Below are 12,986 nucleotides of genomic sequence, written 5' to 3'. Positions count from 1 at the left end.
AATACAAGGGTCTACACAGTCGCTATGCCTCTCTCTTCGCCGTCTATCGACAGTCAACCATCGCGCATGCCGCTTAAAGATAGGTGTAAGCTACTCATTGCTAGACTGCTTATCAAACTCGGTAAACTGCGCTTTGATGACTTCACAAAAGAAGAACTTCACGAGTTAATAGCCGACTTATTCCCCCACCGATTTCCACTTAATATTCCCATTGGTACTGGCTCAGTCAAAGTACATGAGGGCGAAATAGCCTTCGATAACGAAAATAATAAACTAGTGCTTCAATGTCTTGCTAGTATAAATATCGACGTGGCTGATAACACGCTTTATCGAGCGCACCTTGTGGTTGTATCAAGCGCAACGCCCCAATACGATGAATTTAGTAAAACCGTATTACTCACCCACGTCAATATCGATACCATCACGCTGGTCGATGATAATTACGCGCTGATACAAGACTCTCGCTACCTGTTAAATAAATTCTTCCCGCAGGGCATTAATATTTTGGTGACATCGTCACTGCGTTCGGCAATGTCTCTATTTACCGTTGGTACGTCAGATGTGGCTGCTGAATATTTAAAGCTCTTTTTATCAGGCTCGAAACAAGCGGTACTAGACTATCACAAACCGCAAATTAACCAGGCCATTCAAAGTGAGCTTAATACCGCTAATCTGAGTCATACCATGCGCGAGTCGCATTGGCGCGAGGCCCTGTTTGCTCGAGTTGGCAAAAGTGTGCGCGTAGAAGACGACCGACTTCGCTTTTATCTCGTCTAACGAAGCGCTTAATCAACATAGCGCTCAATCAACATAGCCCTAGTGCTCAACCAACGTAACCAAAATACTAAGCCAAGAAAGCCCTAATGTTCAGTCACTATAGAAAGCGGCACTTTATCGATGTGTTCACCGATATCATCAATGTTTAATCTAGGGTCGTCCACACTTGCCTCCAGCATATCAAAGGCTTCTTTCACATAAAGAGCGAGTGGCTGCAGGGACTCTACGTTTTCATTGCAACACACAAGACCCACGTTGGCGGTGTCGGCATAGGTCATAAAAGTAATGTTCACCCCGCCCCCCGGTGTCATTGTTGATATGGGGTAACAGGCAAGTAACTTGGCATCTTTTAAATATCGCGTTTCTCTAGGACCCGGCACATTGGAAATAAGTATATTAGCAATGGGCTTTACCACGTTTGATAAGCGCAGCCACTCAAAAACCAATGCCATCGACTGAATAACAACAGTGTAGCCACTAAACGCAGCTGGACGGGCGTGCTGGGCCGCGTGCTTCACTATGCGATGATTAACGACTATCTGTCTTAACCTAAGGTAAGGATCATTTTCGCCATGAGCGAGCTTAACTGGAACAATCGCAATTTTATTGCCGGTGGTTTTTTCACCCGGTTTACGAAGGTTAATGGGCATATTGGTGTACAGCGCCTTTTTAAACACTTGGCCGTGCTCTTTAAGCAGTTTGTGTACACCAATATCAAATGCACACAACAGCACTTCGTTTGCAGTAGATCGGGTGCGCCGCGCTAATGCTTTTACCCGTTTAAAATCTAAATCGACAGTTGCCACTACCCTTCCCGCTTTTACCTGCCCGGTAAGCATAGTTTTGGTACCGGTGAACGGCACCGGCATATAGTGCGGGTTCACTCTAAGCAGCTTCATAAAGATTCGGATGAAAATAACCAGCAAATCGAATACGGTTTTAAGGGCATATCCCACGCCAACTAGACGTTTCACCAAACTGATCGGATCCCGCTTTTTATTTTTAAGCCGCTTCGTTGCCCAAATAGGCGTAAATTTGCCGTCGGTAGAGTGTGAGACATAGCCCGCTTGAAACCAGCGAACTAAAGTGGTGCCATCGCCATACATGTGATGTACGCGCGCATAAATGGCAAAGGTGTCGCTAATCTCATCAAAAATAAAATGGTATTGCCAAAGGGGCTTGTCGGGGTCTAAACGGGAGGCGTGAAGACGGGCGACAATGGCGTCGAGGGCTTCTCTGTTTTGCACATTGGCTACCCGGTGAATTTGCACATGGTAATCCATGTGCAGCTTTTTGACCGGCTTAAAACCGATGGGATACCCAAGAAAGGTCCTCACTGCACAACTAAATGGCGATGTGGCCCGAGTGTAGCTCTTTATCTCATTAAACAGTGTCGGTACGTAGTTTTTTTTGTCGGCGTCTTTAGGAAGCGCTAGTAGCTGTAAACACGCTACGTGCTTTGGGTTTTCATCCGATTCCGTTATCCAGAACGATTTGTCTAAAAAACTAAGGGTTTTTGACATTAATTATCCCCGTTAACGGCGTACAGTGGTGATTCACTTTTTATACTATTGGCAAACTCGTGAGAATGGAGTATGGCCACTAGCTTTACCTTTTCTTCTTCATTCATAGCAAGTCGCGGAAGAATACTCACCATCATAAGTGATAAAGCATGAAACCGTTGAGTCTCGTCATCCATGTGACTGTTTAATTCATCGAACTGACAAGACTGAGTAATGATGAGTAGTATAAGCTCGACCAATAAAACGCGATCGGCGTCGCTAGCAATCAGCACCTTCTGCTTGACTAACGATTCGAATAGAAATGTGATTTGACGTTTAAGATTGGCCAAAATATGCTGCCGACGCTTCACTATCTGTGGGTATTTCTCTGCCAAGTCAGCAGGGCTTTTATATAAAAAATGAAATACGTGAATGCTATCAATAAGCAAATACAGGTAGTAGATTATGTCTTCTGCACGTAAGGTATCGAGCTTGTCTTGGGTCAGTAATGCCTGCATTTGCTGTTCGTGCATTTTCATCAGCGCCACCACGATGCTTTCTTTGCCCTTAAAGTGATAGTAAAGGTTGCCAGGGCTTATATCGAGTTCGATGGCAATATCGACACTCGTAACGGAGTTTTCTCCGTGCTCATTAAACATCGCCAAGGCAGTAAGCAAGATACGCTGTGCTGTTTTCATTGCGCTAAACGCTCCCTACATAAACACCAAATAAAGCTGCATAAAGCCAGCGGCCATACCTAACAACGCGCCGGTTAATATCAATTTCCACTCATCTTGTTGGTACGCTGGGCGCAGCACGCCCTCGAATTCTTCTGCACTTAGCGCCTGCATTCTTAAGCTCAAGTCTTGGCCAATTTGCATAGCGCCATTGGCGTAATCGTAGGCATAAAGCAGGTATTTTTCCGAGTTATCAAAAATTTGCTGCACTGCTAATGCTTTCATTTTGTGATAGTTTTCTGACCCTACCCCGAGCGCAAAATAAGGCTGTGCAATGGCCACGTAGCGCTCGATAGCGTCGTTAACATGCAGCTCAATAAGCTCGAGTAACTGCGCCGAGCCAGAGCCGTGTAAAATGATATTGGTGATATTTTTAGGCGTAATCAGCTTCTCTTCTATAATCGACGAGTACACCTCAGACACTTCTTTTTGACGTTTTAAAAACATGCCTTGAACCACAAAGGGGCCGATTTTTCGGGGCCGCTTGGGCTCAAAGATAATTTTAATGGCTATCCAATTTGTGGCATACCCCACTAGCAAGCCGCCTAAAGGTAAAATCCACCACGCTTGGTAGAAGTACCACAACAGCATGGTGGGTAAGCCAAAGAGAAAGCCAAAATACAGCCCTGAACGCACGATAAAGGGAAACTCTTTACTGCCAGCTGTGAGAAAAATTTCGTTGATCAGCTCTGGTGAATTAACCAGTTGCTCAACAACGAGCTCTTTAATATCGAGAATTTCGGACACATTGTGCTGAAAATCATCCACCATTTTATGCACAACATTCGGCATGTCGTTTTCAATGCGTTGATAAACTAAATTCTTTCCTTGAACCGGCAGTGCTGCCCACATTTGAGGTGCCGACTCGGCCATAACATCGTTAACCACTTTGCGAATAACTTGGCTCAGTCTGCGTTCAATAGCTTTGGTGAGTTCATCGGGATCGAGCCGTTGAGCAAGCTCCTCCACGCTCAGTAACTTACCTAAAACAAGCTCAACTTCTATTTCTGCCATTTGCCGACGTTTAGCCGGAATGAGACCCTGCCAGCCCAGAAAAGGCTTAATGCCCACAAACTCGATGGGGTAAAACATCATCTTAACTGCAAGATAATTTGTCGCCCAACCAACAACTGCACTTATCAGTGGTATTGATAGCAAGCTAAGGGTTTGAATATTCCAGTCCATACAGCGAACAAACGTTCCAATTTTTTATTCTACTACTCAGGCTACTGAGTGCTTATGATTTGGTCAACGTAAAAAATGTAATTAGACGTAATTGTTGATAGAAAACAAATTTCTACACCCAATGCCGCTGAATAACGCGATTTATACCCAACCTTAGGTAGTGAATTCTAATTTTGATATCTACTATGATTTTAGGCGTTTTGTGCTTGGAATAAATAAGGTGGTTGCCATGACAGCATTCGATTTACCGTTAAAAAAGCTTGAACGTGATATTAAACACGCGAGTAACTACGACGAATATGAGGCTGCTTGTCTGGCTTATGATGCCATGTCTGGCGCTGACGACTGGAAGGCAAAGGATGAGAGTGAAGACTACGACTACAAACTTATTCAAAAACGGGTGCAACGCCTTCAAATTGCAAGAGGTCGAGGCGATATCCATGCCCTCATGTCCATACTGCATGAGGGACTGCATGGAAACTTGGGCAATATTGCTAATCCTGCGTTACAAACTCACTGCAAAATAGGCACAAAAAAGCTCATTGAACAATTTATCGATGAGGTTTCTTTAACGCTTGAGCAGATTGTGAATGCCAATGAATACGACGTGGACTTTTATGAAAAACTCTCGTTTTTTGAAGAAACTGCCCACGCTTTCGGCCGCAGCTGCCTAATGTTGTCTGGCGGTGCAGGCCTTGGTTTCTTTCACGCAGGCGTTGTAAAGTCGTTAAATCAAAGACGACTCTTACCCACCGTTATATCTGGTGCCTCTGCAGGTTCCATTATTGGCGCTATGCTAGCCACCCGAACCCACGATGAGCTTGAAGAATCCTTAGATTCAGAACGAATTTACGAAATGTTCAAGCACTGGCGTACTTTTGCTGGTCTTAGCAAAGACAGTCTATTTGATAGCTCCATGCTGGAAAATGCACTTATTGAGTTATTCGACTTAACGACGTTTGAAGAAGCCTTTAGAAAAACAGGTCGACACGTTACCATTACGGTATCACCTGCCGATTTACATCAGCATTCTCGTTTACTGAATGCAAAAACATCGCCCAACGCTATTATCAGCCAAGCTGTAAGAGCATCTTGCGCTGTGCCTATTGTATTTAGCCCGGTGCAGCTAAAGGCAAAGACGCCATCGGGCGAAATCGTCCCATACATTCCCAATCGACGATTTGCAGATGGATCGTTAATGGCCGATTTACCGTTTAAACGATTGGCCAGGCTTTACGGTGTTAATCACAGCATTGTAAGCCAGACAAATCCGCTAGCAGTCCCTTTTATTTCTTCCAGAAGAATCGATGCACATTCCCTATGGGACATCACAACTCGCCACATTGGCCAGTTGGCAAAATCAAACAGCGTTTTCGCTATTGATATTATTGAAAAAATGGTGGGCAATAAGAGTGCTAAACTTGCTATTCACAAAGTAAGGTCAATAATTGATCAGCAATATGTCGGTGATATTAATATTTTGCCGAAGCGTCAATTGAGCAACATTTCAAAAGTTTTAGCTAACCCAACGCTAGAAAGCATGGATGAATTAATGACTAGTGGAGAGCAAGCGTCTTGGCCACAACTCCATGTAATAGAAAGAAATACCAAAATAAGTGAGAAATTGCGTTATCATTTAGCGCAGTTGAAAAAACGAGAAGCGATGGAGCTTCGACATCTTGCGCATCACACGCCGTAACGCGAGTACGTCATGGCAACGTGTCGTTGGCTGATGCGAGAACAATTTAAAGGATCACGGTGAGTTCACAAAGCCAAAACCCCGACAGTATTTACACACAACAAGTCAAACAATTGCTTTCTTTAGTGTATCCCAAAGAGACCGGGTTCGGCTCTATCTTTGAGGATGCGCGACATTACTTCACGCTAACCACAACATTAGAACAGCACACCACCGATTTAAAAGAACATCTACTCAAAATAAAAGATAGGAAAGACAAAGAGGTTCTTGCTAGTCAACTTGCTAAACAGATAAAAAACAATAACGATAAGCTTGAAGAAGAAAGACTAGCCCGCCTTGAAAGACTTGAAACCGTCTGCACTACAGTAATTAAGTTGTGTGAGGGTGAAACCTGGGCTGAGACTCAGCAATTAAGCGCCAAGTTTCTAGGAACATTAATGCTGCTTACTCGCGGTGCCGAGGGTAGCTTCGCAAAAGTACATCAACGGTACAAGCCTATATATAAAGCCGTTCTTACATTAAGGCTGGCTGACCGCTTGTTAGACCATGACATGATAGCCCACTCTTATTTGTCTAAATACCGCGAAGCTATTTCGCGCTTTCGAAACGATCAGTATTGGAAAGACAAATGGAAAACTGAATTGGGTGTGCCGCTAATATCCGCAGCCCTCCTTCAAGATATTGGCTTGCAAAGCCCCGGTGCACTTACCATTTTAAAAGGTAAAGATGGCGATTTAGACGAGTTCAGATTGCTTGATGAAGAGCAGCGCAAAAACTTACTTAAGATAAACTATCACTTCACTATGAAGTATTTGTCTGACGGCTTAGGCATTTTGAATTACACCGGCAATGTAAGAGAAGAAAGAGACCGCTTTATTAAAGCTCATACCCAAGCGTCTGATTTTCTTCAACAGTTGGTAAAAGACGCGTTCTTGTCAAAAACAGGGCTGGGAGAGCTGGTCAAAATACCACAGATTTATGTGTCTATTGTGCTATCTACCAAGGCAGATTATACCCGCCTAGATTTACCGAAAGGCTACTTGCTTATAGAGCAGCTGGCGAAAAAAGGGAGTTTGAACAAAAACTTGGCACAAGACTTTATGAGCCTAGTTGGGTATTTCCCACAAGGCTTTGGTGTTGCCTTTATTCCGAAAAATGAAAAAGGCGAGGAAAAAAACCAGTTTGAATACGCGATAGTAACGGGTCTTAATCCAGCTAAACCTGCCGAGCCAATTTGCAAAGTAGTCACGCGAAATCAGAACTTTGTGACAAGCGGCGCTCAAGAAGTAATAGAAAAGAGTAGAAACCTGTACTTCCCTGCTAATAGAAAAAAACTGATGCGGTTGGGAGAAGCAAGACTCAGTGAAATAATGAGTCAGTTATCGAGTAACTTCTCGCAAAAATCATTAGATGATTTGGTGCCTAGCTTTTGGGAGCCCCACGACTTCTTTGGCTTTAAAAAGCACCAAAACATTTGGGCAAAAAATACGTAAGCTCATATCTTTTAAATAATGTTGAGCTTTGTGGCTTCATACTTTTGCTAAGTGACTAGGTATAAAAATGTAGGCAAAAAAAAGCAAACCGGAAGGTTTGCTTTTTTGTTTGGATAACCGGCTCGTTTAAGCTAGTGATAACTGACTTGCTTGAGCTATTTTAAAAACTCGCTCAGCCGTTTTTCTTTTCAGTGTTGCTCGGTGAAACGGTTGCGCTCGAAGCGTTAGAAGGAGCCTCTTCGTTTGACTCTTTCGCTTTTGCTGCAGGTATAGACGCAGTCGCTTTCGTTGCAGTCGACTCTGCTGATGGTTTAGACGCAGTCGCTTTTGCTGTAGGCTTAGAAGCCGTCGTTTTGACCGTAGCCGTCGTTTTGACCGTGGCCGACGCCGTATTTTTACCACTACTTGTTTTTGACGCTCTAGCAGCGGCCGCTTTTGTCGTCGAGGCTTTAGCTGTCGCCTTGGCGGTGGGCTTAGATGCTGCCCTAGCGGATGTTTTTGCGGGTGCTTTTTTAGGCGTCTCTTTTTTCTCAGCCTGCTTAAACGCTTCTTTAGCCGCTAACAGTGCTACTTGCTCTACTAACGCATCCACCTTAGCGGAAAGCTCATCTATTTGCTGCGCTTTACGCTGCTGCTTTTGCCCGCCAAATAACACTGAATAGACAGATGTCGATTTTACTAAATTCTGAGCAGCATCAAAAAATACAAACGGGCTAAATGAGCGTCTTAAATCAGCCTCAACTTCAATGCCTTTTGACTGCATCTCTTGCAAAGTCTCGCTGGTTTTATCAATTTGCTTGCTCACTAAGCCTGCCACTTGGTCCAACTCAGCAGAAAGCATATCTGCTCCAGCATAAAACCAACCAAAAATAGGCGAAGACTTTAATGATGTCGTGATAGAGCCTTGCGATGTAGCCGGAGCTTTTACTTCGGCGCTAACCACAACGGTCTTTTTCGGCTCTGTAGAATTGTTACTCATGGTGCCTCCTTAATGAAGGAGATAAAGATGGTGTAGTCATTATCCGGATTCGGACTTTCACTCTACACCACCTATCTTTTTAACGTATGGTTGCTGCGCTAATGTTTAAAAGCAGCACGTTGGTTATTACTTGTTTGCAGCTAACTTAGCAACCGCTTCAGTTAACGCATCAATCTTTGCAGATAGCTCGTCGATACGTTGATCTGCTGGCTCTGCATCTAAACCCAGCTTTTTACGAACATCAGCAACGCGGTGTTCAACATCATTGGTTGTAGATTTAAATTTACTGCGTGCATCGCCTTCTAGGGTTTCGCCTTTCGACACAAGCTCATCAAACATTTTGCTTGCTTCTTCACTTAGCTTGTCATATCGACCTTGAGCTTCATCAACGCTTTTTCCATAAGCGCCAAGACCTGCTAACCAAATTTTACGCGCCATTTCTTCAGCGTCATTAATTTTGCCTTTGATAGTATCTTTAGTAGTCATTTTGAGCTCCTATGAGTGCCTAATTGGGGTGTGACTAAACACCATAAGTAAACTCTACGCTTTACAATTAGAAACCGCATACTAAAAACAAAATTAAAGTAAAAAAACGCCCTTCGGTAAAAACACTCTAATTTGGCAGGTTTTCCCTGCACTGAGTAGTCTTACCGAAAGGCGTTTTTTATCGAAAGCTTGAAACGAAATAAGAGCCGTTTACCAGGGCGTGCTGCTCTATAGCTCTATAGCTCACAGACCGCTGCAAAAATGTACAGCAGAGATCAACACGCCCTAGTCTACCAAGTCTTTTGGCATGTCGTTTCGAATTTCTTGCCACATTTTTCCGCTTTCTATGCCGTAGTTTCTTACTACATTTGGCACACGGTCATGGTCGCCACTCTCTGCAACTTCAAGTAAATCTGCATAATACTTCATGGCGATGTCGCGAGCGTCTTGGTGAGCAAAGAAATATCCACCAATACGTGAATACAGACCGCGAAATCCATTCATCATGAGCACAAATACATTATTGTTAGATGCAAGCGCTAAATCGTGGGTCATTTGATAATCGAACTGCGCAAAGGCAAGACCTTCTTGCTCTACGTCTTTATATCGAGCAATAATATCGGCCGACGCTTGCGCGTTGTGACGGATAGCACCTCTTATAAACACTGCACTTAAGTTTGTGCGTGCGGCTAACAGGTTATCAACTAACTCAGGAATACCTTCTTGATCGAGTCGAGCAAGGGTTTCTAGAATGTTTAAACCGCACGTTTCCCAAAAGTTGTTCACTTTTGTTGGTTTGCCGTGCTGAATAGTTAGCCATCCATCTCTAGCGAGTCGTTGAAGCACTTCTCGTAGCGTAGTTCGGGTAACACCAATTAGCTCAGATAACTCTCTTTCTGCAGGCAAAATAGTACCTGGCGGAAAGCGGCCGCTCCAAATTGACTCCACAATGTATTCTTCGGCGAACCCAGCGGGACTCTGCGCCTTATATATCATAACTAATCGCCTGCACGTTTACATAAGATCATAAAATTTAACAACTGATTGTACCAGATGGTTGCACATTCACACAACGAAATATACGTCAGCTGGGGGACCTAGACACTATTACCTTAAATTTTGTTCCCGTGACAAAGTGATAAACTGAGTTTTTGTTCACAAAACACTCACATTCGACAGACTTTCTAATAAGTTGTTATACCATGATAAAAAATTCGACAAATTTTCAGTAACTTTCGTCATTAGATGCCCGTGAACTGCTTTCTCAACACGTTAATATCATGTACGCTTAAAACCCGACTATAATAATCGCGACAAAACTGTTTTTACAGTGGGTGAGACTACTCAGCAACAGATTTGTAACGCGATGAATCGCAAATATACAGTGTAAAGATACGCACAAATGCGTGCTTTGTTGTAAAAGGAACAGGAACTCATGCAAACCTCAATGATCTCGGCGATCTATAAGAATTTCCTGGGACATGCGCCCGATTGGTACAAAAAGACGATTATTGCCTTTCTCATTGCCAACCCCTTTGTATTTATGGTGGACCCCTATATTGCAGGCTGGTCACTTGTTATCCAGTTTATTTTCACCCTTGCGATGGCACTTAAATGCTATCCCCTACAGCCTGGAGGCTTGCTTCTCATAGAGGCTATGTTCATAGGAATGACCACCCCCGGTCATATGATGCATGAAATTGAAGTCAATTTAGAGGTGTTGCTATTGCTGGTCTTTATGGTCGCAGGCATATACTTCATGAAAGACCTTCTTATGTACCTATTTACCAAGCTGGTTATTAAGGTTCAAAACAAGCTCATTCTTTCCCTTTCATTTATTTTTGCCTCTGCGTTTTTATCAGCGTTCCTAGATGCCCTTACTGTTGTTGCAGTTATCATCAGTGTTGGCTTAGGTTTTTACTCTATTTACCACAAAGTCGCTTCGGGCAAAGAATTTCACTCTGACCACGACCATACCAGTGATGATGGCGTGCACGATATTGGTCGAAATGACTTAGAGGATTTCCGTGCGTTTTTACGCAACCTCATGATGCACTCTGCCGTTGGTACAGCGCTTGGCGGCGTTATGACCATGGTCGGTGAACCCCAAAACCTTATTATTGCCGACAAAGCGGGCTGGAATTTTGTCGAATTCTTCATCCGTATGGCCCCCGTTTCTCTGCCTGTTTTTGTGTTTGGTTTGCTTACGACTATTTTTGTAGAAAAAATGAAGCTGTTCTCTTACGGTGCTGAGCTTCCTTCTGCGGTAAGACAAATTCTTGCCGATTACAATATGCATATGGATGAAGGGCGCAGTAAGCGCGAGAAGGCAAAGTTACTGGTTCAAGCGTTAATCGGTGTTTGGTTAATTGTAGGTCTAGCCACGCATATGGCGTCTGTTGGGCTAATTGGTCTTTCTGTTATTGTGCTAGCCACCTCTATGAGCGGCGTTATTGAAGAACACGCCTTAGGCAAAGCGTTTGAAGAGGCACTGCCATTCACTGCACTGCTTGCTGTTTTCTTTGGTGTTGTTGCCGTTATTATCGACCAAGGGCTTTTCCAGCCAGTTATTCACTGGGTACTGTCGTTTGAAGGTGAAACCCAAATGGTGATGTTCTACTTGGCCAATGGTGTTCTCTCTATGGTCAGCGACAATGTGTTTGTAGGCTCGGTATACATTACCGAAGTAACAGCCGCCTTAGAAGCTGGGCAAATTACACGGGATCAATACGACATGCTTGCAGTAGCCATTAACACAGGTACGAATTTACCCAGTGTGGCAACACCAAACGGACAAGCTGCGTTCTTATTCTTACTGACTTCTGCCATAGCGCCGTTACTGCGCCTTTCCTACGGGAAAATGGTAATTATGGCACTGCCGTATACCGTCGTGCTGACCGTTGTTGGTTTGTTGGCAACCTATATAGGTTTAGCCGATGCCACCGCATGGTTATACGATATGCACTTAATTGAGCACCACTCTGCCACCGCGGTTGGGACTGAAGCGGTAGGACACTAAGTAATGCGAAGCGTTATTCACGGTATTAGTCAGTGGGCCGAGCACAAGTCATCATGGCTTGTGCTTTTTGCCACGTCACTGGCACTTGAAATTGCAGCCCTGTACTTTCAGTATGCCATGGGGCTTAAGCCTTGCATCATGTGTATTTACCAGCGCACGGCGATGTATGGCATCGTATTTTCAGCGTTAATTGTAGTGATTAGCAATAATGGGTTTACGCGCATGCTTGGTTTTGCCGGGTGGGCAGTGTCCGCGGGATGGGGGTATTTACTTGCTACTGAGCATGTTGAGCTGCTTAATGCGTCCAATCCGTTTTTTGCAAGCTGCGAGATTGTGCCTAACTTTCCTTCTTGGCTGCAGCTTCATGAGTGGATCCCTGCCGTGTTCGCCGCAGAGGGTGACTGCCTGGAAAACACATGGCAATTCCTGTCCATGGGCATGGCAGAATGGATGCAAATCATCTTCGCCACCTATGCCATTGCGTTTATTGTCGTGTTTGCTTGCAGGCTATTGGATAAAAAGCCCTTTTGATTGATTTATCAATACTCCCTTCTCGCCTTCCTCCGATTCATACTGAGCAAGGCCCCGTCTCCATACAGCGTATTGCTCGCAAGCATTGCGACATGCTGTGTGAAGCAGGGCAACAGTCTATTCATCATGTAAAGCCATGGTTTGGGGCGTCAACCTGCCCCGTGACTCCGGCTTTATCTAAGCAGTGCATAGAGAATATGGAAAAGGCGAGAGAGAGTGGCTATGGTTTAACCTATTTACTTGTGCATGAAGAGCGATGCTTGGGCATGGGTATTATTAACCACATACATCATACTCATCTTAGTGCAAACCTTGGTTACTGGTTGCGTCCAGATGCCTGTGGCAGAGGCCTTGCCACAGCAATTTGTGAGGCACTGAAAAAGCTCGCCTTTTCTCAAATGAACTTAAATAGATTGGAGTGTTTTGTTGAGCCAAACAATAAAGCCAGTTTGCGAGTCGCCGAGCGTATAGGTGCTATAAAAGAAGGGCTATGCCGCAAGCGAGTTTTTGGCAGAGACGCCCTACTTTATGCGCTTATTAGTGAGTAAAGTAACGAATAAAGTAACGAATAAACTTCA

Annotated in this window: 12 protein-coding genes; 6 read left to right on the top strand and 6 right to left on the bottom strand. The window is 44.1% G+C overall.

Going from position 1 to position 12,986, the window contains the following annotated elements; translation table 11 throughout:
• Window positions 1–24 precede the first annotated feature (24 nt).
• Window positions 25–777 (top strand): DUF1439 domain-containing protein, encoded by a 753-nt coding sequence (locus tag V7R39_RS16545; RefSeq protein WP_334032030.1) that lies wholly within the window; start codon window positions 25–27, stop codon window positions 775–777.
• 83 nt (window positions 778–860) lie between these two features.
• On the opposite strand, the gene V7R39_RS16540 is transcribed toward V7R39_RS16545, so the two are convergent.
• From V7R39_RS16540 to V7R39_RS16530, 3 genes are read right to left on the bottom strand one after another with little or no spacing between them, the layout of a single operon-like run.
• Window positions 861–2,300: a wax ester/triacylglycerol synthase domain-containing protein gene (locus tag V7R39_RS16540; RefSeq protein WP_334032029.1), complete on the bottom strand. Its 1,440-nt coding sequence runs from the start codon at window positions 2,298–2,300 to the stop codon at window positions 861–863.
• On the bottom strand, window positions 2,300–2,977 hold the full coding sequence (locus V7R39_RS16535) for a TetR/AcrR family transcriptional regulator (RefSeq protein ID WP_334032028.1): 678 nt from the start codon (window positions 2,975–2,977) through the stop codon (window positions 2,300–2,302). Before V7R39_RS16535 ends, V7R39_RS16540 begins: the two co-directional genes overlap by 1 nt.
• 15 nt (window positions 2,978–2,992) lie before the next feature.
• The gene (locus tag V7R39_RS16530) at window positions 2,993–4,201 is read right to left on the bottom strand and encodes a DUF445 domain-containing protein (protein ID WP_334032027.1); all 1,209 of its coding nucleotides are present in this window, start codon (window positions 4,199–4,201) and stop codon (window positions 2,993–2,995) included.
• 229 nt (window positions 4,202–4,430) lie between these two features.
• Here V7R39_RS16530 and V7R39_RS16525 point away from each other — a divergent pair, with 229 nt between their 5' ends.
• Complete coding sequence (locus V7R39_RS16525) at window positions 4,431–5,900, top strand: DUF3336 domain-containing protein (RefSeq protein ID WP_334032026.1); 1,470 nt, start codon at window positions 4,431–4,433, stop codon at window positions 5,898–5,900.
• Between the two features lie 59 nt (window positions 5,901–5,959).
• Window positions 5,960–7,393, top strand: coding sequence for a hypothetical protein (locus tag V7R39_RS16520; protein WP_334032025.1), 1,434 nt, complete (start codon window positions 5,960–5,962; stop codon window positions 7,391–7,393).
• A 172-nt stretch (window positions 7,394–7,565) separates the two neighbouring features.
• Here V7R39_RS16520 and V7R39_RS16515 read toward each other — a convergent pair whose 3' ends face one another.
• The 3 genes from V7R39_RS16515 to fadR form a co-directional block, all read right to left on the bottom strand.
• Entirely contained in the window at window positions 7,566–8,372 is an 807-nt protein-coding gene (locus V7R39_RS16515; protein ID WP_334032024.1) for a hypothetical protein, read from the bottom strand.
• A gap of 126 nt (window positions 8,373–8,498) precedes the next feature.
• Window positions 8,499–8,858: a phasin-related domain-containing protein gene (locus tag V7R39_RS16510; protein WP_334032023.1), complete on the bottom strand. Its 360-nt coding sequence runs from the start codon at window positions 8,856–8,858 to the stop codon at window positions 8,499–8,501.
• Window positions 8,859–9,143: 285 nt separating this feature from the next.
• Complete coding sequence (gene fadR / locus V7R39_RS16505) at window positions 9,144–9,854, bottom strand: fatty acid metabolism transcriptional regulator FadR (RefSeq protein ID WP_269520882.1); 711 nt, start codon at window positions 9,852–9,854, stop codon at window positions 9,144–9,146.
• A 439-nt stretch (window positions 9,855–10,293) separates the two neighbouring features.
• On the opposite strand from fadR, the gene nhaB reads away from it, so the two are divergent.
• Genes nhaB through V7R39_RS16490 form a run of 3 tightly spaced genes read left to right on the top strand, consistent with a single transcriptional unit; the run spans window position 10,294 to window position 12,956 of the window.
• Window positions 10,294–11,877 (top strand): sodium/proton antiporter NhaB, encoded by a 1,584-nt coding sequence (gene nhaB, locus V7R39_RS16500; RefSeq protein WP_334032022.1) that lies wholly within the window; start codon window positions 10,294–10,296, stop codon window positions 11,875–11,877.
• Between the two features lie 3 nt (window positions 11,878–11,880).
• Window positions 11,881–12,408 (top strand): disulfide bond formation protein DsbB, encoded by a 528-nt coding sequence (gene dsbB / locus V7R39_RS16495; RefSeq protein ID WP_334032021.1) that lies wholly within the window; start codon window positions 11,881–11,883, stop codon window positions 12,406–12,408.
• Window positions 12,405–12,956, top strand: a complete 552-nt coding sequence (locus V7R39_RS16490; protein WP_334032020.1) for a GNAT family N-acetyltransferase — start codon at window positions 12,405–12,407, stop codon at window positions 12,954–12,956. The genes dsbB and V7R39_RS16490 overlap by 4 nt, the downstream gene beginning before the upstream one ends.
• Window positions 12,957–12,986 lie beyond the last annotated feature (30 nt).

The sequence above is a fragment of the Alteromonas sp. P256 genome, assembly GCF_036864455.1.
GTDB lineage: Bacteria > Pseudomonadota > Gammaproteobacteria > Enterobacterales > Alteromonadaceae > Alteromonas.
This window is presented reverse-complemented; position numbering and strand designations above follow the sequence as displayed.

Excerpts from the sequence above, each read along its gene's own strand:
- fadR (WP_269520882.1), bottom strand. The coding sequence starts at position 9,854 with ATGATATATAAGGCGCAGAGTCCCGCTGGGTTCGCCGAAGAATACATT.
- dsbB (WP_334032021.1), top strand. The coding sequence starts at position 11,881 with ATGCGAAGCGTTATTCACGGTATTAGTCAGTGGGCCGAGCACAAGTCA.
- V7R39_RS16510 (WP_334032023.1), bottom strand. The coding sequence starts at position 8,858 with ATGACTACTAAAGATACTATCAAAGGCAAAATTAATGACGCTGAAGAA.
- V7R39_RS16515 (WP_334032024.1), bottom strand. The coding sequence starts at position 8,372 with ATGAGTAACAATTCTACAGAGCCGAAAAAGACCGTTGTGGTTAGCGCC.
- V7R39_RS16525 (WP_334032026.1), top strand. The coding sequence starts at position 4,431 with ATGACAGCATTCGATTTACCGTTAAAAAAGCTTGAACGTGATATTAAA.
- V7R39_RS16535 (WP_334032028.1), bottom strand. The coding sequence starts at position 2,977 with ATGAAAACAGCACAGCGTATCTTGCTTACTGCCTTGGCGATGTTTAAT.
- V7R39_RS16540 (WP_334032029.1), bottom strand. The coding sequence starts at position 2,300 with ATGTCAAAAACCCTTAGTTTTTTAGACAAATCGTTCTGGATAACGGAA.
- nhaB (WP_334032022.1), top strand. The coding sequence starts at position 10,294 with ATGCAAACCTCAATGATCTCGGCGATCTATAAGAATTTCCTGGGACAT.
- V7R39_RS16545 (WP_334032030.1), top strand. The coding sequence starts at position 25 with ATGCCTCTCTCTTCGCCGTCTATCGACAGTCAACCATCGCGCATGCCG.
- V7R39_RS16530 (WP_334032027.1), bottom strand. The coding sequence starts at position 4,201 with ATGGACTGGAATATTCAAACCCTTAGCTTGCTATCAATACCACTGATA.